General features: G+C 64.2%; 28 protein-coding genes. 9 read left to right on the top strand and 19 right to left on the bottom strand.

The window, feature by feature from the left end:
- The first annotated feature begins 16 nt into the window (after window positions 1-16).
- Genes CK219_RS26560 through CK219_RS26550 form a run of 3 tightly spaced genes read left to right on the top strand, consistent with a single transcriptional unit; the run spans window position 17 to window position 1,572 of the window.
- Window positions 17-442 carry an EVE domain-containing protein gene (locus tag CK219_RS26560; RefSeq protein WP_095769579.1) on the top strand — a complete coding sequence of 142 codons (426 nt, stop codon included), beginning with the start codon at window positions 17-19 and terminating at the stop codon, window positions 440-442.
- Window positions 397-1,095, top strand: a complete 699-nt coding sequence (locus tag CK219_RS26555) for a methyltransferase (RefSeq protein WP_176477161.1) — start codon at window positions 397-399, stop codon at window positions 1,093-1,095. Before CK219_RS26560 ends, CK219_RS26555 begins: the two co-directional genes overlap by 46 nt.
- 51 nt (window positions 1,096-1,146) lie before the next feature.
- The gene (locus CK219_RS26550; protein WP_095769577.1) at window positions 1,147-1,572 is read left to right on the top strand and encodes a DUF1761 domain-containing protein; all 426 of its coding nucleotides are present in this window, start codon (window positions 1,147-1,149) and stop codon (window positions 1,570-1,572) included.
- A gap of 90 nt (window positions 1,573-1,662) precedes the next feature.
- Here the strand turns inward: CK219_RS26550 and gcvA are convergent, their stop codons facing one another.
- Entirely contained in the window at window positions 1,663-2,583 is a 921-nt protein-coding gene (gene gcvA, locus CK219_RS26545; protein WP_095769576.1) for a transcriptional regulator GcvA, read from the bottom strand.
- 130 nt (window positions 2,584-2,713) lie between these two features.
- Between gcvA and CK219_RS26540 the strand changes: the two genes are divergently transcribed.
- Window positions 2,714-2,974, top strand: coding sequence for a hypothetical protein (locus CK219_RS26540; RefSeq protein ID WP_095769575.1), 261 nt, complete (start codon window positions 2,714-2,716; stop codon window positions 2,972-2,974).
- A 111-nt stretch (window positions 2,975-3,085) separates the two neighbouring features.
- Here the strand turns inward: CK219_RS26540 and CK219_RS26535 are convergent, their stop codons facing one another.
- Window positions 3,086-3,643, bottom strand: coding sequence for a L,D-transpeptidase (locus CK219_RS26535; RefSeq protein ID WP_245340627.1), 558 nt, complete (start codon window positions 3,641-3,643; stop codon window positions 3,086-3,088).
- Window positions 3,644-3,766: 123 nt separating this feature from the next.
- Between CK219_RS26535 and CK219_RS26530 the strand changes: the two genes are divergently transcribed.
- Window positions 3,767-4,450 (top strand): response regulator transcription factor, encoded by a 684-nt coding sequence (locus CK219_RS26530; protein WP_095769573.1) that lies wholly within the window; start codon window positions 3,767-3,769, stop codon window positions 4,448-4,450.
- A 266-nt stretch (window positions 4,451-4,716) separates the two neighbouring features.
- On the top strand, window positions 4,717-5,172 hold the full coding sequence (locus CK219_RS26525) for a cyclic nucleotide-binding domain-containing protein (RefSeq protein WP_095769572.1): 456 nt from the start codon (window positions 4,717-4,719) through the stop codon (window positions 5,170-5,172).
- Window positions 5,173-5,206: 34 nt separating this feature from the next.
- Here CK219_RS26525 and xth read toward each other — a convergent pair whose 3' ends face one another.
- From xth to tesB, 7 genes are all read right to left on the bottom strand, one after another.
- Window positions 5,207-6,013, bottom strand: coding sequence for an exodeoxyribonuclease III (gene xth, locus CK219_RS26520; RefSeq protein ID WP_095769571.1), 807 nt, complete (start codon window positions 6,011-6,013; stop codon window positions 5,207-5,209).
- 225 nt (window positions 6,014-6,238) lie between these two features.
- Window positions 6,239-6,907 (bottom strand): outer membrane lipoprotein carrier protein LolA, encoded by a 669-nt coding sequence (locus tag CK219_RS26515; protein ID WP_095769570.1) that lies wholly within the window; start codon window positions 6,905-6,907, stop codon window positions 6,239-6,241.
- Window positions 6,908-7,192: 285 nt separating this feature from the next.
- The gene (locus CK219_RS26510; RefSeq protein ID WP_095769617.1) at window positions 7,193-9,871 is read right to left on the bottom strand and encodes a DNA translocase FtsK; all 2,679 of its coding nucleotides are present in this window, start codon (window positions 9,869-9,871) and stop codon (window positions 7,193-7,195) included.
- A 224-nt stretch (window positions 9,872-10,095) separates the two neighbouring features.
- Window positions 10,096-10,374, bottom strand: a complete 279-nt coding sequence (locus tag CK219_RS26505) for a hypothetical protein (protein ID WP_095769569.1) — start codon at window positions 10,372-10,374, stop codon at window positions 10,096-10,098.
- Between the two features lie 260 nt (window positions 10,375-10,634).
- Complete coding sequence (locus CK219_RS26500) at window positions 10,635-11,918, bottom strand: ammonium transporter (RefSeq protein ID WP_280950926.1); 1,284 nt, start codon at window positions 11,916-11,918, stop codon at window positions 10,635-10,637.
- A gap of 94 nt (window positions 11,919-12,012) precedes the next feature.
- On the bottom strand, window positions 12,013-12,351 hold the full coding sequence (locus CK219_RS26495) for a P-II family nitrogen regulator (protein WP_095769567.1): 339 nt from the start codon (window positions 12,349-12,351) through the stop codon (window positions 12,013-12,015).
- Between the two features lie 247 nt (window positions 12,352-12,598).
- Complete coding sequence (gene tesB, locus CK219_RS26490; RefSeq protein WP_095769566.1) at window positions 12,599-13,462, bottom strand: acyl-CoA thioesterase II; 864 nt, start codon at window positions 13,460-13,462, stop codon at window positions 12,599-12,601.
- Between the two features lie 103 nt (window positions 13,463-13,565).
- On the opposite strand from tesB, the gene CK219_RS26485 reads away from it, so the two are divergent.
- A complete protein-coding gene (locus CK219_RS26485) occupies window positions 13,566-14,843 on the top strand; it encodes a ubiquinone biosynthesis hydroxylase (protein WP_095769616.1) in 1,278 nt (425 codons plus the stop codon).
- A gap of 154 nt (window positions 14,844-14,997) precedes the next feature.
- On the opposite strand, the gene CK219_RS26480 is transcribed toward CK219_RS26485, so the two are convergent.
- The 3 genes from CK219_RS26480 to CK219_RS26470 all read right to left on the bottom strand — a co-directional run bounded on the left by CK219_RS26480 (window position 14,998) and on the right by CK219_RS26470 (window position 16,352).
- Window positions 14,998-15,528: a hypothetical protein gene (locus tag CK219_RS26480; RefSeq protein ID WP_095769615.1), complete on the bottom strand. Its 531-nt coding sequence runs from the start codon at window positions 15,526-15,528 to the stop codon at window positions 14,998-15,000.
- 144 nt (window positions 15,529-15,672) lie between these two features.
- Entirely contained in the window at window positions 15,673-16,029 is a 357-nt protein-coding gene (locus CK219_RS26475) for a YciI family protein (RefSeq protein ID WP_095769565.1), read from the bottom strand.
- Window positions 16,026-16,352: a hypothetical protein gene (locus CK219_RS26470; RefSeq protein ID WP_245340626.1), complete on the bottom strand. Its 327-nt coding sequence runs from the start codon at window positions 16,350-16,352 to the stop codon at window positions 16,026-16,028. Before CK219_RS26470 ends, CK219_RS26475 begins: the two co-directional genes overlap by 4 nt.
- Before the next feature lie 105 nt (window positions 16,353-16,457).
- Here CK219_RS26470 and CK219_RS26465 point away from each other — a divergent pair, with 105 nt between their 5' ends.
- Window positions 16,458-16,883, top strand: a complete 426-nt coding sequence (locus CK219_RS26465; protein ID WP_095769563.1) for an OsmC family protein — start codon at window positions 16,458-16,460, stop codon at window positions 16,881-16,883.
- Between the two features lie 221 nt (window positions 16,884-17,104).
- Here the strand turns inward: CK219_RS26465 and CK219_RS26460 are convergent, their stop codons facing one another.
- The 7 genes from CK219_RS26460 to CK219_RS26430 all read right to left on the bottom strand — a co-directional run bounded on the left by CK219_RS26460 (window position 17,105) and on the right by CK219_RS26430 (window position 22,587).
- On the bottom strand, window positions 17,105-17,737 hold the full coding sequence (locus tag CK219_RS26460; protein WP_095769562.1) for a DUF480 domain-containing protein: 633 nt from the start codon (window positions 17,735-17,737) through the stop codon (window positions 17,105-17,107).
- Window positions 17,738-17,965: 228 nt separating this feature from the next.
- The gene (locus CK219_RS26455; RefSeq protein ID WP_095769561.1) at window positions 17,966-18,745 is read right to left on the bottom strand and encodes a succinate dehydrogenase iron-sulfur subunit; all 780 of its coding nucleotides are present in this window, start codon (window positions 18,743-18,745) and stop codon (window positions 17,966-17,968) included.
- A complete protein-coding gene (locus CK219_RS26450; protein WP_095769560.1) occupies window positions 18,745-19,179 on the bottom strand; it encodes a DUF3052 family protein in 435 nt (144 codons plus the stop codon). The genes CK219_RS26455 and CK219_RS26450 overlap by 1 nt, the downstream gene beginning before the upstream one ends.
- Before the next feature lie 2 nt (window positions 19,180-19,181).
- The gene (gene sdhA, locus CK219_RS26445) at window positions 19,182-21,017 is read right to left on the bottom strand and encodes a succinate dehydrogenase flavoprotein subunit (RefSeq protein ID WP_095769559.1); all 1,836 of its coding nucleotides are present in this window, start codon (window positions 21,015-21,017) and stop codon (window positions 19,182-19,184) included.
- 4 nt (window positions 21,018-21,021) lie between these two features.
- Entirely contained in the window at window positions 21,022-21,417 is a 396-nt protein-coding gene (gene sdhD / locus CK219_RS26440) for a succinate dehydrogenase, hydrophobic membrane anchor protein (protein ID WP_095769558.1), read from the bottom strand.
- Entirely contained in the window at window positions 21,417-21,839 is a 423-nt protein-coding gene (sdhC, locus tag CK219_RS26435; protein ID WP_095769557.1) for a succinate dehydrogenase, cytochrome b556 subunit, read from the bottom strand. Before sdhC ends, sdhD begins: the two co-directional genes overlap by 1 nt.
- 220 nt (window positions 21,840-22,059) lie before the next feature.
- Window positions 22,060-22,587, bottom strand: a complete 528-nt coding sequence (locus CK219_RS26430; RefSeq protein ID WP_095769556.1) for a hypothetical protein — start codon at window positions 22,585-22,587, stop codon at window positions 22,060-22,062.
- 368 nt (window positions 22,588-22,955) lie between these two features.
- On the opposite strand from CK219_RS26430, the gene CK219_RS26425 reads away from it, so the two are divergent.
- Window positions 22,956-23,303 carry a hypothetical protein gene (locus CK219_RS26425; protein WP_095769555.1) on the top strand — a complete coding sequence of 116 codons (348 nt, stop codon included), beginning with the start codon at window positions 22,956-22,958 and terminating at the stop codon, window positions 23,301-23,303.
- The last annotated feature ends 441 nt before the right edge of the window (window positions 23,304-23,744 follow it).

Below are 23,744 nucleotides of genomic sequence, written 5' to 3'. Positions count from 1 at the left end.
CGATGGGACAAACGATATGAACTATTGGCTGTTCAAGTCCGAACCCTCGGTCTTTTCCTTCGAGGCGCTGAAGGCCAAAGGCAAGGCCGGCACGCAATGGGACGGCGTGCGCAACTACGCCGCCCGCAACAACATGAAGGCGATGCAGATCGGCGATCTCGGCTTCTTCTACCATTCCAATGAGGGCCTCGACATCGTCGGCATCGCCGAGGTCTGCGCGCTGGCCCATCCCGACACCACCACCGACGATCCGCGCTGGGAATGCGTCGACATCCGCGCCTATAAGGACGTGCCGAAGCCGGTGACGCTTGAAGAGGTCAAGGCCAACCCGAAGCTCGCCGAGATGGCGCTGGTCCGGCTCGGCCGGCTTTCCGTGCAGCCGGTGACGCCGGCCGAATGGAAAGAGGTCTGCCGCATGGCCGAGCTCAACCCGGCGCCGTGACCAGGCTTACGCCAAAGAGCGCGAAAAAGTTCATCCTCGACAATACGGCGCTGATGGCGCCGCCGCATGTGCCGGAAGTGCTTCTGCACCTCGCCGACGAGGCGCATGATCTATGGCTGCGCACCGAGGAGGAGCTGGCCGAGATCGGCCTGCCGCCGCCCTTCTGGGCCTTCGCCTGGGCCGGCGGCCAGGGCCTCGCCCGCTATGTGCTCGATAATCCGGGCACCGTACGCGGCAAACGGGTGCTCGATTTCGCCTCCGGTTCCGGCCTCGTCGCGATCGCAGCGATGAAAGCCGGCGCCAGCCAAGTAATCGCCGCCGACATCGACCCGTTCTGCGAGACGGCGATCGCGCTCAACCTCGAAGCCAACGGCGTTGAAGCGCAATTCCGCGGCACGGATTGCGTCGGCACCGACGATGGCTGGGACGTCGTGCTCGCCGGTGACGTCTTCTACGACAAGGCCTTCGCCGAACGGCTGCTGCCCTGGTTCGGATCTCTGAAGGCGCGCGGCGCCGAGATCCTCGTCGGCGATCCGGGCCGCGCCTACCTCCCCGGGGCCGGGCTGGAATCGCTTGCCGTCTACCAGGTTCCGGTGACGCGCGTGCTGGAGGATGCCGAGGTCAAGCGCACGACCGTCTGGCGCCTTGCTTGACGGAACGACCGAACAAGCGTTCCATCGCCCTTCAACTTGGAGGGGAAAAGCATGGATTTTTCGGTTGTGAACTGGCTGGCGGTGATCGCCGCCGCAATCGTCGCGTGGCTGTTCGGCGCCGCCTGGTACATGGGCTTGAGCAAGCCTTGGCTGAAGGCCGCCAAGCTCGACCCGGCCACCATGCAGCGCTCGGTCGCTCCCTTCGTCGTTAGCTTCATCGCCGAGCTGATCATGGCGCTCGTGCTGACGCTGGTGGTGGGCGCCATAACCGGCGGCGAGCCGAACCCGATCGCCGGGTTACTGTTCGGCTTCGTGCTCTGGCTCGGCTTCATCGCCACCACGCTCACCGTCAACCACCGCTATGAAGGCTTCGGCTGGGCCTTGACGCTGATCGATGCCGGCCACTGGCTGGGCGTGATGCTGATCATCGGCGCCATCATCGGCTGGTTCGGCGCGCCGGCCGCCGCGGCTGGCTAAAGCAATTCCAGGAAAAGTGTAAGCGTTTAGGCTCGGCGACTTCGCCGTAGCCTTCCGTCCGGAATTGCGCGGAAACAAGTATTTAGGCCGTCACGTCGGCGTCTTCGCCGCCTCCTCGGTAAGCCATTCGCGAAAGGCGACGACGCGCGCGTCGTCCTTCGCCGCCTCCGGATAGACCAGGAAATAGGCGAATTCCGGCGCGACCTTGATGCCGAGCTCGAAAGGCCGCACCAGACGTCCCTGCGAAAGATCGTTGGCGACCATGGCGAAGTCGGCGAGCGCCACCGCGTTGCCGTCGAGCGCCGCCTGGGTGGCATCGGTCGACGACCCGAAGACCAGCGTGCGGCTGTCGTCGAAATCGTCGACGCCGGCCGCGTGCATCCACATGCTCCAGTTCGGCCAGGTCACGCCCTGCCGTGACCATTCGATATGCGCGAGCGTGTGGTTGAACAGGTCGCGCGGCTCCTTCAGCGGCGGACCTGACGCCAGCAGCGCCGGGCTGCACACCGGGATGATGATGTTCTCGAACAGCCGATGCGCGCAGAGCCCCGGATATTTGCCGGCGCCGAAGCGGATGCCGACATCGACGTCGTCGAGGTCGAAATCCCGGACATCGTAGGTGATGTCGAAGCGCAGCTCGATGCCCGGCTTTTGCTTGCGGAAGTCGTCGACGCGGCGCATCAGCCATTTCGTCGCGAACTGCGCGTCGAGCGTTACCTTCAGCAGCGCCGTGCCGCGAGTCATCTTGCGGGCGCGGCTGACGGCGCGGTTCAGCAGGTCAAGCGCATCGACCGAGGCCTCCAGCAGCACATTGCCTTCCTCCGTCAGCCGGATGGTGCGGCTGGTGCGCGTGAACAGCACTAGCCCGAGCTGATCCTCGATTTCCTTGATCTGGTGGCTGACCGCCGCTGGCGTCAGGCCGAGCTCGTCGGCCGCGCGGGTGAAGTTGAGATGCCTGGCTGCCGCCTCGAACGTCCGCAGCGCACGCGTTCCCGGCAGCAGCTTGGACATGCGATCTCCAAATAAAACTTGACGATCGGAAAAGAACTACTCGTTTCCCGTTTGTTTTTCAATCCGGCATCATGGCTTCATCGCAACACCATAAAACCGGATTTGATATCCGGAGAACACGGATAGAGCCATGTCTGAGATCGCCCTGAAGCCCTGCACCACCCTGGAATCCCCTTCCGGCTTCGCCCTTTGGCTGCGTTCGGCACGCGATTGGCTGCGCCAGGCTCGCGTCGCCGCCCGGATGTCCCATGATCCGATCGAAGACCTCTCCGATAGCCAGTTGCGCGACATCGGCGCCGGACGCCGCGACATCGCGAAGACGATGGACAGGGAGCTTCGTGAGATCGGGCTGCTCGGCACGGGCTGGCAGAAACCGGGAAAGAGGCAGTAAAGATTAGGCAAATAGGCAATAGGGAAGGAGACACCTACTGCCTACTGCCTACTGCCTACTGCCTACTGCCTACTGCCTACTGCCTACTGCCTACTGCCTACTGCCTACTGCCTACCTCACCACCTTCACCACCGTCCTGTCCGACAGCAACGGAAGCAGCCTCGCCATGGTCCGCGCCGTCACCGCCACGCAGCCTTGCGTCGGCGTGAAGCCCGGCCGGGCCAGATGGAAGAAGATCGCGCTGCCGCGCCCGCGCCGGCGCGGCGCGATGTTCCAGTCGAGCACCAGGCAGACATCGTAGAGCCGGTCGTCGCGCTTCATCCGCTCATGGCTGGCGCCATAGGGGATCTTCACCGGACGGTTGTAATTGCGGTCGTCCGGAACCTCGCACCAGCCGAGATCCGGGCCGATCGGCGCCATCGGCAGCCTCGTCCTGCACCCGCCCGCAAAATGATCGCCCCGGAAATAACCTGACAGGATGCGCATCGACGCCAACGGCGTCGCGCCGTCCCCTTCATGCTTGTTGGCGGAGATGCCGCCGCGCCCCAAAGCGCAGGGAAACACCGTTTTGCCGGCTTGCAGGAAGCCTTGCGCGGGGTTGCCGGGGCGCGCGCGCACTACCAAAACGCTCAAGCCCTTCGGCAAAAATGCGCCCGACGCATTGCGCACACGTTTTTTCTTGTATGATTGGGTCACGGAACAAATCACTGTGATCGGCTGTTGCGCCGGTGAGCTTCCGCATAAATGGGGGGAGGTCAACTGAATATTCTTTTTAAAACAACGGATTGATCCATGACATCACGTACCATTCTGATCGTTGATGACGACGACGACTTGCGAGCCACCCTGGTTGAGCAGCTGGCGCTCTACGAAGAATTCGACGTCCAGCAAGAAGCGACCGCCGCAAAAGGCGTTGCCGCGGCGCGCAGCGGCGTCGTCGACCTGCTCATCATGGATGTCGGCCTGCCCGACATGGATGGCCGCGAGGCGGTGAAGATCCTGCGCAAGGGCGGCTACAAGGCGCCGATCATCATGCTGACCGGCCACGACACCGATTCCGACACGATCCTGGGTCTCGAGGCCGGCGCCAACGACTATGTGACCAAGCCCTTCCGCTTTGCCGTGCTGCTCGCGCGCATCCGCGCCCAGCTTCGCCAGCATGAGCAGAGCGAGGATGCCACCTTCTCCGTCGGCCCTTATACGTTCAAGCCCAGCCAGAAGCTGCTGATCGATCCGCGCGGCGCCAAGGTGCGGCTGACCGAGAAGGAAGCCTCGATCATCAAATACCTCTACCGCGCCGACCAGAAGGTGGTGACGCGCGACGTTCTTTTGGAAGAGGTCTGGGGCTACAATTCCGGCGTCACCACGCACACGCTGGAGACCCATGTCTACCGGTTGCGCCAGAAGATCGAGCGCGATCCTTCCAATGCCGAAATTCTTGTGACAGAAAGCGGCGGCTACAAGCTGGTTCCTTAAACATTTCATGATCAAGAGCAATTCCAGGAAAAGTGTGAAACGGTTGGGCTCGGCGGCTTCGCCGAGGACGACCGTCCGGAATTGCGTCGAAACAAACATTTAGGGCGGTCGGGCGGGACCGCTTCGGGTACGATCCTGGTGCTGGAGGGTGATGGGGTCGGCTCGTTGCACGCATCGCATGATGCACGGTGGAGCGTTTCGCGAGCCCAGGAGGGCGCGCCGCTCCAAAGGAGGGACTGGACTGACCGCTCGGGGACACAGCTAGGATGGCGCTGGATGACGACATCCGCATTCTGTCAAGCGTGAAGCTTTTCCAGGGCTTCACGCAGGAACAGCTGCGCCTGCTCGCCTTCGGCGCCGAGACCACCGTGCTGCAGGCCGACCATAAGCTGTACCGCGAGGACGATGTCGCTGATTCTGCTTATATCGTGGTCAGCGGTTTGATCGCGCTCTATCGGGAGCTGGGCGGCGAACGCGTCCCGATCGGTACGGCAGGCCCAGGCACCATGCTGAGCGAACTGGCGCTGATCGCCGATACCAACCGGCTGACCAGCGCCTCGGCCGCGGTCGACTCGGAAGTGATCCGATTGAGCCGCAAGATGTTCCACCGGATCCTGGAAGAATATCCGGAGATCGCGGTGCTGTTGCATGAGCGCATCCTGGAGGAATTCCAGCAGATGATCGCCCGCATCGAGGCACTGGCGCCCAGGTTTACGGAATAGAAGCGCCGTAGGACCCTCTGCCGATTGAGGGCGCTCAATCCAATTCAAACTTCGCAATCACCGGCACATGGTCGGACGGCTTCGCCCAGCCGCGCGCCGCCTTGAGAATCTCGTAGCCGGCAAAGCTCGACACCAGATTGGCGGATGACCAGATATGATCGAGACGGCGGCCGCGGTTCGAGGCTTCCCAGTCCTTCGCGCGATAGCTCCACCAGGTGTAGAGTTTCTGCTCGGCCGGCACATTGAGCCGCATCAGGTCGACCCAGCCGCCGGCCGTGCGCATCGCCTCGAAATTTGTCGTCTCGACCGGCGTGTGGCTGACGACGTTGAGCAATTGCTTGTGCGACCAGACGTCGTGCTCCTGCGGTGCGATGTTCAGGTCTCCGACCAGGATCGAGGCAGACGATTCGTCCCCGCTCGCCGGTACGGAGTTCATCTCGTAGACGAAATCGAGCTTGTGCCTGAATTTGCGGTTGATCTCCGGATCCGGCTCGTCGCCGCCGGCGGGCACGTAGAAATTATGCACCAGCACCGACTTGCCGCCCGCCTGCACCCTGACCGACAGATGCCGGCTGTCATCGATCTCGCAGAACCGTCGCTTTTCGACCAGCTCGATCGGGCGGCGGGCGACGGTGGCGACGCCGTGATAGCCCTTCTGGCCGTGGAACAAGATGTGCTCGTAGCCCGCCTTGCGGAAGGCTTTTTCCGGGAACAGCTCATCGGGGACCTTGGTTTCCTGCAGGCAGAGCACGTCGGGCGCGTGCTCCTTCAGGAGCCGCTCGACGATCGGCATGCGCAAGCGCACGGAGTTGATGTTCCAGGTGGCGATGGTGAAGGGCATTCAGGCGGGTCCGGCAAGAGATCGCCGATCTAGTGCCAGCCGCGCGCAGTAAAGACAAGCCGGACTATGCCCTTCGCCAGGTTGTAGGTTCGCTGAGATTCAGGTCAGGACGAGCCGAGAATGGTGGCTTCCGAGAACCGGAGCGGAGCGTACTTGAAGTACGTGAGCACCGGAAGCGCAGGAAGCCGCCATTCGCAGGCCGGCCTCACCTGAATATCGGCGGACCTACCTGGTCTTGGTATTGAGCTCTCTGTTCGCCGTATAGTCGATCGCGAACGTGTCGGCCGGGAAGTTGCCGCCTTCCTTGACGTTGAAGATCATCACCGTCGTGTCTTTTCCTTGAGCGTCGGTGATCGTCCACTGGCGCAGCTCGTAGGTCTTCGGATCGAACATCATGGTGATCATCGCATTGCCGAACACCGATTTGTCGGAAAGCTTGATGGTGGTGAGGTCGTCCTCTTCCTTGACTGCCTTGACGCGCCCGCCGGAGAGGTCGATCCGGTCGTCGAGCAGCAATTTCAGCGGCGTCTTCGACAGCGGGTAGAGGTCGGAGGTGTTGAGCTTCTTATTGAGGATCACCACCGACTTGCCGTCGGAGATGACGCGGAAGTTCGAGGATCCGTCATAGTTGAAGCGGATCTTGCCCGGACGCTCCAGGAAGAACTTGCCGCCGGTCTGCTCGCCTTTCGGCCCGAACTGGACGAACTCGCCGCTCATCGACCTCACCGAGGAGAAATGGTCGGCGATCTTCTGCGCCGCCGGCGGCACAGCGGCCTGCGCGGCGGCCATGAGCTGATAGCCCGGCACGAGATTGAGAGCGGCGGCTCCGCCAAGCATCAGGCCGAGGCCAAGGACCTGGCGGCGGGTGAGGGCGAATTCGGTCTGGGTCTTCATGCCGGTCACTTTCTGTGATTCGTGTCGCCGCAGTTTCTGGACTCCCACTAGGGCCTAAGTTTGGCGGGTAGGCGAGAGCCCGCATTGAACGCGCCAGACGATTTCCGGTTGCCTGCTGACCCGGATCGGTGTCTCGCCGCGCCAGGGTTTGTCGAGATTCAGGTCAGGCCGAGTCGAAAATGGTGGTTTCCGAGAACCGGAGCGGAGCGTACTTTTCGTACGTGAGCACCGGAAGCGCAGGAAGCCGCCATTTGCAGGCCGGCCTCACCTGAATATCGATAAGCCCTAGAATTTGTCCTCTTCCGTCGGCACCAGGATCTCACGTTTGCCGGCGTGATTGGCCGGGCCGACAATGCCTTCCTTCTCCATCTTCTCGATGATAGAGGCGGCGCGGTTGTAGCCGATGCCGAGCCGGCGCTGGATGTAGCTGGTCGAGGCCTTGCCGTCGCGCAGCACCACCGCCACCGCCTGGTCGTACGGGTCGTCGGAATCCTCGAAATTGCCGCCGCCACCGCCGCCGGAGCCGCCCTTGCCCGACGGACCGTCCTCGTCGTCCTCCTCGTCGTCCTCGGTGATGGCGTCGAGATATTCCGGCACGCCCTGCAGCTTCAGATGCCCGACGACCTTCTCGACCTCGTCGTCCGAGACGAACGGGCCGTGGACGCGCTGGATGCGCCCGCCGCCGGCCATGTAGAGCATGTCGCCCATGCCGAGCAGCTGCTCGGCGCCCTGCTCGCCAAGAATGGTGCGGCTGTCGATCTTCGACGTCACCTGGAAGGAGATGCGGGTCGGGAAATTGGCCTTGATGGTGCCGGTGATGACGTCGACGGACGGGCGCTGCGTCGCCATGATGACATGGATGCCGGCGGCGCGCGCCATCTGCGCCAGGCGCTGCACCGCGCCTTCGATGTCCTTGCCGGCCACCATCATCAGGTCGGCCATCTCGTCGATGATGACCACGATATACGGCATCGGCTCGAGATCGAGATCCTCGGTCTCGTAGATCGCCTCGCCCGTCTGGCGGTCGAAGCCGGTCTGCACGGTGCGCGAGATCTTTTCGCCCTTCTTCTCGGCCTGCTGGACGCGCGCGTTGAAGCCGTCGATGTTGCGCACGCCGACCTTGGACATCTTGCGATAGCGGTCTTCCATCTCGCGCACCGTCCATTTCAGCGCGACGACCGCCTTCTTGGGATCGGTGACGACCGGCGTGAGCAAATGCGGGATGCCGTCATAGACCGACAGTTCGAGCATCTTGGGGTCGATCATGATCAGCCGGCATTCCTGCGGCGTCAGCCGGTAGAGCAGCGACAGGATCATGGTGTTGATAGCGACCGATTTGCCCGAGCCGGTGGTGCCGGCGACCAGCACGTGCGGCATCTTGGCAATGTCGACGATGACGGCCTCGCCGTTGATCGTCTTGCCGAGCGCCAGCGCCAGCTTGGCCTTGGTCGTCTCGAAATCGCGGCTGGCCATGATCTCTCTGAGATAGACCGTCTCGCGCTTGGCATTGGGCAGCTCGATACCGATGGCGTTGCGTCCCGGAACGACGGCGACGCGGCAGGCGATCGCGCTCATCGAGCGGGCGATATCGTCGGAAAGGCCGATGACGCGCGAGGACTTGATGCCGGGCGCCGGCTCCAACTCGTAGAGCGTGACGACCGGACCGGGTCGCACATGGATGATCTCGCCCTTGACGCCGAAATCTTCCAGCACGCCTTCTAGCAGGCGCGCGTTCTGCTCCAGCGCGTCCTTCGACAGGCTTGGATCCTTGGCGATGTTCTTCGGCTCGGACAGGAAATGCAGCGACGGCATCTCGAACGTGTCGGAACCGATCAGCGAGGTCTGCGCCTCGCGCTGGACGCGGGCGCCCGGCACGGGTCGCGCCGCCGGCGCCGCGACGCGGGTCGCGGCATCGGAGCGGAAATTCTGCACCCTGGCGCCCGGCGCGGCGCGGCGCGGAGTGGGCGCCTCGTCGTCGAAATCGTCACCGTCGGCGTCTTCGTCCGCCTCGTCGCCGAAAATGTCTTCATCGACCGGATCGACCGAAACGCTGCGGTCATTGACCATGGCGGCGAAGAATTCCGGCTCGACGCGGGCGCGGCCGCCGGGGCTCATGCGGGCCTCGGCGAACTCGGCCGATTCGACCCGCTCGGCCGCGCGCCGCCAGGCGCTTGCCTTGGGTTCCATCGGCGGTTCGAACTCGTCGCGCTCGCGCCTGCGCCGCTCGGCGCGGCGGTGCAGGAAGGCGCGGAACGACAGCCACCAATGGGTGATGGCGCCGAGCGCAAGTATCCCCTCGTCGCCCTCGTCCTCATCCTCGTCGAACAGCATCTCGTCCTGCTCGCGCGGATCGGGCCGGGCAGCGCGCTCCGTGACGGCAAAGCCGTTCTTGCGCGCGATCAGCGCCGAGCCATAGGCGAACAGCCACAACATCGGCGCGGCGAGGATGACCGCTATGATGCTGGCGAACAGGCCTTTCGGATAACCGCCGACCGCGATGCCCGGGATTTTCAGAACCATGTCGCCGAACACGCCGCCGAGGCCGGTGGGCAGCGGCCAGGTGTTTGGCGGCGTCACGCAGCCGGCGATGGCTGCGGCGGTGAGCGCAAAGCCGAACCATGCGAAGCCGCGCTTCGGCAATTTGTCGACGCCGCGCGCGGAAAACAGAAGGAAACCCCAGATCACCGCCGGCACCAGCCCCGCGACGGCGGCAAGGCCGAAGAACTGCATGGCGAGGTCGGAGAACACCGCGCCGGCATAGCCCATGGCGTTGGTGACGACGTTGCTGGTGGCGTGCGAGAAGCTCGGATCGGCGACATTCCATGTGGCTAGAGCGGCAATGCCGAAGGCGGTGAACAGGAACAGGCCCGCGCCGACCAGTCGCCCGACCTGACGCCGCGCGAACGCCTGGATGCCGTGCCCCGTATCGGTCAGCGCGAGCGGTGCTGAAGCGCCTGAACGCATGCTCTTCCCCGTGATCGTTGCCTGGCCGGGCGCATGGCGCATTCCGGCAGATTCGAACGCCAGACTATCGGGGGGAAGGTTAAGGCCGCATTAACCATGGGCCTTTACCCGCATGGCGCGGAGACCATGGCGCGGAAACAAAGATGGCAGGCCTCGCGGCCCGCCACCTCCCTGTCTTCAAACGCCGATAGGATCAGGCCCTTCCGGGACCTGACCTTCGACGATCACTTGTTGGCGCCGCCATAGGCCATGAGATTGGCGCAGAATTCGGCGTGAGGCTTGCTCATCGCCGCGTCCTGGCATTCCTTCATCATCATGTCCTGCTTGTCCTTCGGCATCGAAGCCCAAGCCGCCTTGAATTCGGCTTCCGGCTTCATGGTCTTCATGCTGGAGTCGGTGAAGAACGGGGCCATGTTGGACGGCTCATCGAGAGCACCGGCGAGTGCAACGCCGCTGATCATCGAAAGAGCCATTGCTCCCAGGACGATGTTCTTGATGTTCATCAGGTGGTTTCCTTCCCTCTTGTTTTGACGCCTTGATGACGCTCGCTATCCCAGTACGGAATCTGACGGGCTGATGTTTCATGCCGACGGATCAAGTGAATGTGATCGAATGGCTTGGATGGTCGCCCGACAAAAAGGAGGCCCGGAAGGGTGTTCCGGGCCTCAAGGCGTGAGCCCCTTTCGAGAGCGTCACGACGGGATCTTGGGAGGAATTCCGGGCCGGCGGGAGGAGGATCCGCCGGCCCTTGGCGAAGTCTGCCTTACGGCACAACTTCGCCGTGCTGGGTGACGTCGAGGCCTTCGACCTCTTCCTGGGTCGACGGACGCAGGCCGACCAGAGCCTTGACGATGTAGAGGATTACGAAGGTGGCGATCGCGGTCCACAGGATGGTGAAGGCGATGCCGTAGAGCTGCTTGCCGACCGAGGCGTCCTTGCCGAGGGCATTGATCGCCGGATCTGCCAGCGCGCCGGTGAGCAGCGCGCCGACGATGCCGCCGACGCCGTGGACGCCGAAAGCATCGAGCGAGTCGTCATAGCCGAACGCGTGCTTGAGCTTGACCGCCGAGAGGTAGCAGACCACACCGGCGATGATGCCGATGATGAAGGCGCCGGTCGGGTTGACGAAACCGGAAGCCGGCGTCACCGCGACGAGGCCGGCGACGGCGCCCGAGATGATGCCGAGCACCGAAGGCTTCTTGGCGACGATCCATTCGGCGAACATCCAGGCCAGCGCCGCGGCGGCGGTGGCGACCTGCGTGTTCATCATCGCCGCGCCCGCAAGGCCGTCGGCAGCCAGTTCCGAACCGGCGTTGAAGCCGAACCAGCCGACCCACAGCAGCGACGCGCCGATCACCGAATAAACGAGGTTGTGGGGCGCCATGTTGGTGGTGCCGTAGCCCTCGCGCTTGCCGAGCACCAGCGCGCAGACCAGGCCCGCGACACCGGCGTTGATATGGACGACCGTGCCGCCGGCGAAGTCGAGCACGCCGGCCGAACCGAGGAAGCCGCCGCCCCACACCCAGTGCGCGATCGGCGCGTAGACGAAGACCAGCCACAGGCCCATGAAGATCAACAGCGCCGAGAACTTCATGCGCTCGGCGAAGGCGCCGGCGATCAGCGCCGGCGTGATGATGGCGAAGGTCATCTGGAACATCGAGAAGACGAATTCAGGAATGTTCGCCACACCCGGCGCCCACAGCGTCGAGACGGTGATGCCGTGATGGAAGAATTTCGAGAAGCCGCCGAGATAGGCGTTCGTGGCGCCGCCGTCGGAGAAGGCGAGCGAATAGCCGAACATGAACCACAGCACCGTCACCAGGCAGGTGATGGCGAAGCTCTGCATGATGGTGGCGAGCACGTTCTTCTTGCGCACCATGCCGCCGTAGAACAGCGCCAGGCCGGGAATCGTCATCATCAGCACCAGCGCCGTCGAAGTCAGCATCCAGGCGGTGTTGCCGGTGTCGAGCGCCGGCGCCGGCGCGGCGGGCGCAGCGGCGGTCGCTGCCGGGGCGGCCTCCTGCGCGATGGCGGCGACGGTGCTCATGGCCACGAGCGCGAGCGAAGCGGCCGCGCGTCCCGTCGTCTTCAAGGGGGAAGGAATATTCATTGAACTCTCCGTTGGAATGGATGGTCGCCGCTTAGAGCGCGTCGGTGTCTGTTTCGCCGGTGCGGATGCGTACCGCCTGGTCGATGCCGAAGACGAAGATCTTGCCGTCGCCGATCTGGCCGGTCTTGGCGGCCGCGGTGATGGCTTCGACGGCCTTGTCGACCATGTCGGAGCCGACCGCGACCTCGATCTTGATCTTGGGCAGGAAGCTGACCGCGTATTCCGCGCCGCGATAGATTTCGGTATGGCCCTTCTGACGCCCGTAGCCTTTGACCTCGGTGACGGTCAGGCCCTGGATGCCGACGGCGGTTAGCGCTTCGCGCACCTCGTCGAGCTTGAACGGCTTGATGATTGCCATCACGATTTTCATAAGGTTTCACCCTTTGCTGTTGCGGTCGCCCGCGTTTGCACACCTTCACCGATCCCGAGGAGCCGGAGAGTGCCCGATAGGATTCAAGCTCCGTGCCAATTGCCGAAGCAGGGTGTTAACCTGTTGTAAACAAAGAGAATGGGCGATCGGTGCACATCATTCGCGCACGGGCATGGCAGCATGCCTGCTTATAAAATAGGCAAAAAATCGAAAATGCCCGTATTCCAGGCAATTGCCTGAAGCCGGCTCAGCGTTTCAGCCGAATCAGGCCTTCCTGGGCGACCGAGGCGATCAGCGTCCCATCCCGCGCGAACAGCGAGCCGCGGGTGAAGCCGCGCGACCCTTGCGTCGACGGGCTGTCCTGATTGTAGAGGATCCAGTCGTCCAGCGAATGGCTGCGGTGGAACCACATGGCGTGGTCGAGGCTGGCGGCCTGGATGTCGCGGTCGAAAATGGCGCGGCCATGCGCGAAGGTCGAGGTGTCGAGCAGCGTCATGTCCGAAAGATAGGCAAGCACGGCCGCCTGAATGGCGCGGTCTTCCGGCACCGGGCCGGTGGTGCGGATCCAGATGTTCTGCTGCGGCTCCAGTTTCTCGCGGCTCGTGTAGTGCTTCAGCATCACCGGCTTCATCTCGATCGGCCGGTCGCGCTCCCAGTAGCGCCTGATGCCTTCCGGCACCGCCTCGCCGAACTTGCCGAGCAGCTCGCGTTGGGTGAGCAGCGTGTCGGGCGCCGGCACGTCGCGCGGCATCGGCAGCTGATGCTCGAGCCCGACCTCGTCCTGCTGGAAGGACGCCTCCAGCGAAAAGATCGCCTGGCCATGCTGGATCGCCACCACCCGGCGCGTGGTGAAGGAGCCGCCGTCGCGGATGCGGTCGACCTCGTAGACGATCGGCAGCTTGGTGTCGCCCGGCCGCATGAAATAGCCGTGCAGCGAATGCACGTGGCGTTCGGGCTCCACCGTGCGCTGCGCGGCCACCAGCGCCTGCGCGATGGTCTGGCCGCCGAAGACGCGCTGCCAGTCGACCTTGGGGCTGCGACCACGATACAGATTGTGTTCGAGCTGCTCGAGGTCGAGAATATCGAGAAGCTCGTCCATGGCCGCGGTCATGTTTGAAATCCTTCAAGGATGTGCCATGGCCGGTTTCGGACAGGACGCGCAGGCAGTCAAGGCCGCAGACGGCAGCCGGCCGAAGCCGCGAAAGGATGATGCCATGGTCGACCGCAAGCCGAATGCAGCAGACACCAATGGAAAGCGCGAAGCACCGCTCGACGTGCTCATCGCCGGCGCCGGCTATGTCGGCCTCACGGCGGCCGTGTCGCTGAAGCAGGCGCGACCGGGCCTCGCCATCGCCATCGTCGATGCCGCCCCCGCCGGCGTCTGGCAGAAAGACGGCCGCGCCTCGGCCATTGCCGCGGCCGCCAGCCGCATGCTGGAACAGCTCGGCGTCTGGGAAGAGATCGCCCCGGAAACGCAAGCGATCACCGAGATGATCATCACCGATTCGCGCGCCGCCGACCCGGTGCGTCCGGTGTTCTTGACCTTCGACGGCGAGGTGGCGCCTGGCGAGCCCTTCGCCCACATGGTCGCCAACCGCGACTTGAACGGCGCGCTGCGCCGCCGCGCCGAAAAGCTCGGCATCGACATCATCGAAGGCATGGCGGTCAGCGCCTTCGACACTAATGGCGCCGGCATCACCGTGCATCTGGCCGACGGCGCGACGCTCAAGGCGCGGCTGCTGGTCGCCGCCGACGGCGTCAATTCGAAGCTGCGCGACATGGCCGGCATCAAGACGGTTAAGTGGGAATACGGCCAGTCCGGCATCGTCTGCACGGTTGCGCATGAGCGCCCGCACAACGGCCGCGCCGAGGAGCATTTTCTCCCCGCCGGCCCCTTCGCCACACTGCCGCTGAAGCCGGACAAGGACGGAACCAACCGCTCGTCGATCGTCTGGGTGGAGCGTTCGCAAGATGCCAAGGCGCTGGTCGAGGGCGACGAGTTCGTCTTCGAGCACGATCTGGAGCAGCGCTTCGGCCTGAAGCTCGGCGAAATAAGAGTTGCCGACAAGCCGCGCGCCTGGCCGCTTGGCCTGACGCTCGCCCGCGCCTTCGTCGCGCCGCGCTTCGCGCTGGCCGGCGATGCCGCGCACGGCATCCACCCGATCGCCGGCCAGGGCCTCAATCTGGGCTTCAAGGACGTCGCGGCGCTCGCCGAAGTGGTGGTCGAGGCCGACCGGCTCGGCCAGGATATCGGCGCCCTCGACGTGCTCGAGCGCTACCAGCAGTGGCGCCGCTTCGACACGCTGCAGATGGGCATCACCACCGACGTCTTGAACCGCCTCTTCTCCAACGACATCGGCCCGCTGCGTCAGGTCCGCGACATCGGGCTGGGGCTGGTGGAACGCATGCCGAGGCTGAAGGAGTTCTTCATCCGTCAGGCCTCGGGCCTCTCCGGCGACACGCCGAGGCTGCTGAAGGGCGAGGCGATCTAGCGATCTTGGTTCGCGACGCGGTAGGGTTTGCCGAGATTCAGGTCAGGCCGAGTCGAAAATGGTGGCTTCCGAGAACCGGAGCGGAGCGTACTTTCCGTACGTGAGCACCGGAAGCGCAGGAAGCCACCATTTGCAGGCCGGCCTCACCTGAATTCTAGTTCACCTCGAATCCCAGCTTCTGCCGCAGCTTCAGCATCCGCTGGTCGGCGATCCTGAGGCTCTGCCCGCCGCCTTGCGCGACGCGGTTCAGCATCCTGAGCAGGTCGTCGCGCTCATGCAGATCGAGGCGTTCGCGCAGGAACGGCGCCAGCTTGTCGATGACGATCGTGGTGTCGTCGATCTGCGCAGCGGCCCATTTGGCGTAGACGACCGCCTCGTCGGTCTTCTTCTGGCTGTCCGCGATCTGCGCGATCACCTCGCGGATGACCGCCTCGCGCTGCGGCAGGACCGGACCGTGCTCCGCGACGATCGCGGTGATCAGCGTCGCCGCCGCCACCACCGGATCGTCGATTGCCGTCAGCGGTGAGAGCGCGGCCTGATTGCGCAATTTCTTGCGGCGGATGTTGCCCTGGACGCGTCCGACCACATCGGCGACCTCGCGCGCGGCGTCGCTCATATATTTCAGTCGGTACCACCAGATGGCGGCCGCTCCGAGCAGGCCGAGGATGGCGATCAGGAAAGGCATGCCGAATTCCCCCGAAATCGCGGCGACGATAAAAGAAGCGCGGCATCGCTTCAACACGCAACGGTTGCGGCCGGTGAAGAAACCCTGAAGATGTTTCCAGCAAGAGACAGCTTCAACCGATGCCGCGCCCATGCTGACCGGCGGCTATGAGCCCGGCACGTTGTAGATCGCCCTGATTTCGACCGTGCCGAGCTCCGCCAGCGGGATCTTGGCCGCGATGTCGAGCGCCTCGGCAAGATCCGCCGCCTCGACCATGACGAAGCCGAGCAATTGCTCCTTGGTCTCGGCGAAGGGGCCGTCGGTCACCAGCACCTTGCCCTTGCGCCGTCGGAGCGATTTCGACGTCTTCACCGACTGCAGCGCCTGCGCGATGACCAGCTTGCCTTGCCGGTCGAGCTCCCGATCATAGCCGAGCGAGTCGGCATCGAGCTTGGCCATGCGCTCGGGGGTCAGCGCGTAGAGGTCCTTTTCCTCGCCATAGACCAGCAGCACATATTTCATTTCGAGCTTCCTTTCGTCGATAAATTATAGGAGGCAACGGCGTCGGTTTTGCCTGCCGTCGCCGCATGGTCGAGCAGGCATGTCGCGACGCCGATGATGGCGATGGCCGCCGCCAGCCGGCCGAAGCCAAGCGCCGGCGGATCGAGCCAGAACTCTTCAAGTCGCCTCCCTTTTCGCTCGGGCTTTCCCCAGACCGCAAGAAACAGATTGTCCATCTTAACCTCCATCGGCCGGGAGTGGCCGCCCGCAGGACGGTCGGGCAGACGGGAAGTCGACATTTTTGCATGCTCTTTTTTTGAGAATTTTCGAAGCGCCTCGCGCAAGCACAATCATGCCGGGCCATGGATGGTCTTCCGCCGCGCCCGCGCTATAGTTCCTGGGAACGTCGGCGCCCGCCGGCGCAAACCCCGACAAGGCAGGAGGATTCCATGGACCGCACCGCAAACGCCGTCTGGAAAGGCAATCTGAAGGAAGGCAACGGCACGCTGGACACCCAGAGCGGCACCTTGAAGGGCACGCCCTATTCGTTCAAGGCGCGTTTCGAGGACGAGAGCGGCAAATCCGGCACCAATCCGGAAGAGCTGATCGCCGCCGCGCATGCCGGCTGCTACGCCATGCAGCTGTCGCATTTCCTGGCCGAAAACGGCACGCCGGCCGCCGAGCTCGACGCCAAGGCCGTGGTGACGCTGGTGCCCGGCACCGGCATCACCGGCAGCGCCCTCACCCTGGTCGGCAAGGTGCCGGGCATCGACGCGGCGAAGTTCAAGGAGCTGGCCGAAAAGGCCAAGGCCGAATGCCCGGTGTCGAAGGCGCTGGGAGCGATCAATGTGTCGTTGGATGCCAGGCTGGCGTAACGGCGCCTTCTAGCCGCCGGCAGGCATTCCTTCGCCCCCCTCTCTCCCCTGCCAGGCATCTCCCCCTCAAGGTGGGAGATTGGCAGCTTCCGCGCCTTGCTCATCCGGCGCCGTCGGCGGTTGGCGAAAGCCGACGCGACATCTGATCTCCTCCCTTGAGGGGGAGATGTCCGGCAGGACAGAGAGGGGGCCTCGCACCAACGTTTTTGGTGAGAGCCAGTCTAACCGCCCAGCGCCTCAATCTTGGCGCGCAACCCAGCGACCTCTTCCTCCAGCGCCTTGACCCGCGCCTCGAGGTCGGTGTCCGAAGATGTCGCTGCCGGCTGCCAGGGCGCCGCCGCCACCGCTGCCGCTTCCACCGGACCACTCAGCAGATGCACATAGCGCTCCTCGCGCTGGCCGGGCGCGCGTTCGAGCAGCTGGATCAGCGGCGGCCGGCGGCCGATCATCAGGTCGAGATTGCCGCGCAGCTCCTCAATCGAGGCAAAGCGCGCCATGCGTTCCGAACGGGCGAGCAATTCATGCGCCGTCTGCGCACCGCGCAACAGCAGCAGCCCGATCACCGCGATCTGCGGCGTGGTCAGCGAAAAGCGCTGCGCCATCAGATGCTCGTAGCGCTCGACGCGCGAAGCGAAGGCCTGGCGCACGAGGCCTTTCTCCTCGAGCGTGCTCAAGGCCCGCCGGACCTCCGTCAGCTCCAGCGCCATCACCGGCTCGCGCGCCGTCTTCTGGTTGGCGGCGGCGTGCGCGCCGTTGAGCGTCAATGGATAGACGTCCGGCGTCAGTTCCTTCTTCTCGATCAGGGAACCGAGGACTCGGGCTTCGGTGGGAGAGAGGACGGGGAGATCGGTCATGGGTTGCCTATCCTTTCTGACGCTGGCGGGACAGCGCCCCCCTCTGTCCTGCCGGACATCTCCCCCACTTGGGGGGAGATTAGCAGCTTCGCCGACGGCGCCTCATCCTTCAACCATGGAGATTGGCGAAAGCCGCGGTGACAGCCAATCTCCCCACCTGTGGGGGAGATGTCCGGCAGGACAGAGGGGGGCGCGAAGGATCGCTACCTGCGAGTAAGGCCGCGAGAACTATACCCTTCTCTCCACCATCATCTTCTTGATCTCGGCGATCGCCTTGGCGGGATTGAGCCCCTTCGGGCAGGTCTGCGCGCAGTTCATGATGGTGTGGCAGCGATAGAGCCGGAACGGGTCTTCGAGATTGTCGAGCCGCTCGCCCGTCGCCTCGTCGCGGCTGTCGATCAGCCAGCGATAGGCCTGCAGCAGCGTGGCCGGGCCTAGATAGCGGTCGCCGTTCCACCAATAGCTCGGGCAGGAGGTCGAGCAGCACGCGCACAGGATGCATTCGTAGAGCCCGTCGAGCTTCTCGCGGTCCTCGTGGCTCTGCAGCCATTCCTTGGCGGGCGTCGGCGAGACCGTCTTCAGCCACGGCTCGATCGAGGCGTGCTGGGCATAGAAATTGGTGAGGTCCGGCACCAGGTCCTTGATCACCGGCATATGCGGCAGCGGATAGATCTTCACCGCGCCGGAAATGTCCTCGACGCCCTTGGTGCAGGCCAGCGTGTTGGAGCCGTCGATGTTCATGGCGCAGGAGCCGCAAATGCCTTCGCGGCAGGAACGGCGCAGCGTCAGCGTCGGATCGATCTTGTTCTTGATCCACAACAGCGCGTCGAGAACCATCGGCCCGCAATCGTCCATGTCGACGAAATAGGTGTCCATGCGCGGATTCGCGTCATCGTCCGGCGACCAGCGGTAGATGCGGTATTCGCGCAGGTTGGTCGCGCCTTCCGGCTTCGGCCAGGTCTTGCCTTGCTGGACCTTCGAGTTCCTGGGAAGCGTGAGTTCGACCATTACCTGCGGTCCTTTCGGATGACGAGCTTCAGCCCGGACCAGATTTCGTTCACGGCGGCGACCTTGACGTCGACCAGGTCGCGCTTCAGCGCCTCCGACCGGATGACGTCCTCGGTGACGTCGGTCGGCACTTTCGATGCCTTCTTCGGCCAAGAGACCCAGACCATGCCGTCGCGCTTGATCGCCGTCTCGATGCCGGCCAGGCCGTCCTCGACCTCGGCGCGCTGCCGGGTGAAGGCGTGCACGGCATCGTATTTCCGGCTGCCCGAGATCGCCGACCACTCGGCGAGCCTGTCGACGCCGGCAAAGGACACCGCCTCGGTCAGCGCATCGAGCTCTGGCGGCAGCGCGATAAAGGCGGCGACCATGCCGTCCCTGAGGCCAAGCTTGGCCGGGAGCGGCGTGCCGGAATATCCCGTGGTCGCCTGCGCCATGGTCAATACACCCGCGCCTTCGGCGCGATCTTGGCCAGGCTGATGCCGCCGTCCTTTTCGGCCAGCAGCGGCTCGGTATGCACCGGCCTGTAGGTCAGCGTCACCTTGCCGTCCTCGCTCAGATGGGCCAGCGTATGCTTGCGCCAGTTGGCGTCGTCGCGCGCCGAGAAATCCTCGCGCGCATGCGCGCCGCGGCTCTCCTTGCGCGCCTCGGCGCCGTAGACCGTGGTGATGGCGTTGGCCATCAGGTTTTCCAGCTCCAGCGTCTCGACGAGGTCGGAATTCCAGATCATCGAGCGGTCGGTGACCTTGATGTCCTTGAGCTCGCCCCAGAGTTCCGAAATGCGCCTGCAGCCGTTCTCCAGCGACTCCTGCGTGCGGAATACGGCGGCGTCTTCCTGCATGGCGCGCTGCATCTTCTCGCGCAGCACGGCCGTCGGCGTCGAGCCGTTGGCATGGCGCAGCCTGTCGAAGCGCTCCATGATCTTCTCGACCGAGGCCGCGTTGGGCGACGGGATCGCCGACTTGCGGTCGATCACATGGCCGGCGCGGATCGCCGCCGCGCGGCCGAACACGACGAGGTCGATCAGCGAGTTGGAGCCGAGCCGGTTGGCGCCGTGCACTGAGGCGCAGCCGGCCTCGCCCACCGCCATCAGGCCGGGCGACACGCGGTCCGGATTGTCGAAGGTCGGATTGAGCGCCTCGCCCCAGTAATTGGTCGGCACGCCGCCCATATTGTAGTGCACCGTCGGCAGCACCGGGATCGGCTCCTTGGTGAGGTCGACGCCGGCGAAGATCTTGGCCGACTCGGAAATACCCGGCAGCCGCTCGTGCAGCACCGCCGGGTCAAGATGGTCGAGATGCAGGAAGATGTGGTCCTTGTTCTTGCCGACGCCGCGGCCCTCGCGGATCTCCAGCGTCATGCAGCGCGAGACGACGTCGCGCGAGGCGAGGTCCTTGGCCGACGGCGCGTAGCGCTCCATGAAGCGCTCGCCCTCGGAATTGACGAGATAGCCGCCTTCGCCGCGCGCGCCCTCGGTGATCAGGCAGCCGGCGCCGTAGATGCCAGTCGGATGGAACTGCACGAACTCCATGTCCTGCAGCGGCAGCCCGGCTCTGGCCGCCATGCCGCCGCCGTCGCCGGTGCAAGTATGCGCCGAGGTGGCGGAGAAATAGGTCCGCCCATAGCCGCCGGTCGCCAGCACCACCATCTTGGCCGAGAAGCGATGGATTGTGCCGTCGTCGAGGTTCCAGGCCACGACGCCGGTGCAGGTGCCGTCCGGCTCCATGATCAGGTCGAGCGCGAAATATTCGATGAAGAACTGCGCGTTGTTCTTCAGCGATTGGCCGTAGAGCGTGTGCAGGATGGCGTGGCCGGTGCGGTCGGCGGCCGCGCAGGTGCGCTGCACCGGCGGACCGTCGCCATAGTTCATCATATGGCCGCCGAACGGCCGCTGGTAGATCTTGCCTTCCTCGGTGCGTGAGAACGGCACGCCATAATGCTCGAGCTCGTAGACGGCGGCCGGCGCTTCGCGCACCATGTATTCCATGGCGTCGACATCGCCCAGCCAGTCCGAGCCCTTGACGGTGTCGTACATGTGCCATTGCCAGGAGTCCGGCCCCATGTTCGACAGCGAGGCGGCGATGCCGCCTTGCGCCGCGACGGTGTGCGAGCGCGTTGGGAACACTTTGGTGATGCAGGCGGTGCGCAATCCCTGCTCGGCCATGCCGAGCGTGGCGCGCAGGCCGGCGCCGCCGGCACCGACGATCACAACGTCGAATTTATGGTCGACGAAAGTGTAGGCGGAAGCCGCGTTGGCGGTGTTTGCGTTGGCCAAGACGTCAGCCTCCGAATGCGAGTTTGAGCAGGGCAAACAGCGAAGCGACGCCGACTGCCACGCAGAAGAAGGTGTTGAGAGCGATCAGCGCCAGCCTCATGCCTTCGCCATGCACGTAATCCTCGATGATCACCTGCATGCCGATGCGCATGTGGTAAAGCGGCGAGATCAGCACCAGCCCGAGCATGACCACCACGAACGGGTTCGCAAGCGCCGCCCGCACATCCGTGTAGTCATGGCCGTTGATCGCGATCAGGAAGCCGACGAAGAACAGGATCAACGGAATGTTGGCGATGGCGGTCAGCCGCTGCCGCCAGAAATGCCCGGTTCCCTCGCGGGCCGACCCGAGGCCGCGGACCTTCGCCAGCGGCGTGCGCATGTCCGAATTGTTGGCGGCCATCAGAAAGCTCCCCGCGCCATATAGCCGGCGACCCAGATCAGAAGCGTGAGCACGATCGACCCGGCGAGCGTCGCCCAGGCGATCCTGGACGCGGTGTGTTTTTCCAGTCCCGCGCCGGTGTCCCAGATAAGATGGCGCAGCCCGCCCAGCATGTGGTGCATCAGCGCCCAGGTGTAGCCGAACAGGACCAGCCGGCCGAGCCAGGAGCCGAAGGCCCAGTTGACCCAGTCGAAGGCGGCCTGCGAGCTCGCAGCGGCGATCAGCCACGCCGCCACCAGCAGCGTTCCGAAATAGAGCGCGCCGCCGGTGATACGATGGATGATCGACATCGTCATCGTGATCGGCGGCCGGTAGATCGTCAGATGCGGCGAGAGCGGCCGTTCACGTCTGGCAACTGCGCGGGTGGCTGGTGATTTGCTCATGGCTCCCCCAGATCGGCATCCTGGAGCCGCGATGCGGCCTTTGCCGCCCTCATATATGGCTCCGGACAGCCGGTTTCTAATGCTCTTTTTGCACCGCGTCAAAGCCGGAAAATCGTTTTGGAAACATCATTTAGTGTGAGAAATTGGCCTTCACGCGCTTCAATCGATTAGCGGCTGTTCCGACGCCGGCGCAGCATTCGTTGCAGTGCAACAAAGAGCGCTATCTCCGACAAGTCTGCGGCGTCGATCCTCTCTTCATCACCAGCGCTTCGCGTCCGTCGATCACGATTGCGTCATGCGTCGCCGCTTCCTGGTAACGGCTGCTCTGGTTGGTGGGTGAGGCCGCGAATTCCTCGGTCGAGCCGTCCGGGCGGACCAGGCGTAACGACGAGCCGAGATTCTGGATGGTGATCATGCCGCCATTGCCGCATCTATAGTTGGCCGTGCCGATGCCGGACCGCGGCACGGTAAGGTCTGTGACGATCTTGGTTGCGGGCGCGCGGGTTGCGGGGGTCTTGGTCGTTGCAGGTGCCGGCGCGGTTGTAGCTACCGGGGCTGTTGCAGGTATCGGGGGTGTTGCAGCTGCTGGCGGCACCACGGGTGCAGCGGACTGCGGGGCCGGAGCAGTCGAGCCAGCGGGTGGGGCGGCATTCGCCGCCTTCGGCGCGCCGTCCTGCGGCACGCAAGCCGCGGCCGCCAGAAGCAGCGGGATGGTGATCGACACCCGAACCGTGTGGCCAAAGCTCATGCGCTGCCCTTTCGTGCGCGGCACGCTACAGCAATTCCAGGAAAAAAGTGAACGGTTGGGTTCGGCGCCTTGGCCGTGGCCTTCCGTCCGGAATTGCATCGAAACAACGAGATAGGCGGTTGCCCTTTCCGTGAGACGGTGGACCGCTGTAGCCATGCGGCGCCGCAAGATCAAGTTGACCCTGGGTCAGCCGGCTATCCAGAACCGCGCCCGTCGCCTGATGGAGCTCGATCCTCGAAAATTAACCATGTTCCTTAAGAACCGGCGCCGAAAGCCTCCCGCCTCTTAACAAATGTTAAGAAAGAGTTAATTTCCGATTCGAACCGGATTCCAGGCGCGCGATCTGCGCGCCGACCAGGGAGAGCGACATGCGTTCGAATTCAGTGCGGATAAGCCTCGCGGCCGCAACGCTGGCGGCGCTGGCGATCGCCGCGCCGGCCGAGGCCGGCTTGCGCCATCACGACCGCGTCTATGCCGATTCCTTCGGCAATCTCGTCATCGACAGCGCCGCCGGCTACAAGCGCATCATCGTCGGCGAAGGCAAGCTCGCGAAAGAACTTTCCCAATACACCGGCGGCCAGCCGGATGTGATCTATGACGATGCGGACGAGACTGGCGCGCCCGGCTGCTACCAACCGCCGGTGCTGGTCAAGGGCCGTTCCTATATGTATGGGCTTTCCGACGGCGAGATGCCCAATCTCAATCCTTGCCGCTGAAGGCCGTCGGCATTTGGCTCTGCCACAGCGCGCTTGACACGCACGCAATCGCGGCCGGCAATTGACATGAACGGCCCCGCCAGCAGCCCGGCGACGAGCAGGTTGATCATCAATATGAAGTCAGCGCTGCCCATATCTTCCTTCGTCGGACATTCCGGACAGAAAAACATCGACGGGCGAAGAACAGTTAATGCCAACGCATGACCGGCCTCTGCGATTAGCTGCAAACGCCCACGCGCTCGTCATTCTAGGGCGAAGCAAGGAGCGGAGCGACGCGCGCAGACCCTAGAATCCATGCCGTTCCATTAAGGCGTTGCGGCGGTTACGGAATTTGCGCCGCAGCATTCTACGACGGAGGTAACGGCATGGATCCTCGGGTCAAGCCCGAGGATGACGAAATTGCAGGAGCTTCGGGCAATCGCGAACGTTGCGATCGCCTTC

The organism is Mesorhizobium sp. WSM4313 (genome assembly GCF_002294725.1).
Taxonomy (GTDB): Bacteria; Pseudomonadota; Alphaproteobacteria; order Rhizobiales; family Rhizobiaceae; genus Mesorhizobium.
Note: the sequence above shows the minus strand (reverse complement) of the source record. Positions and strands in the feature narration are given on the sequence as shown.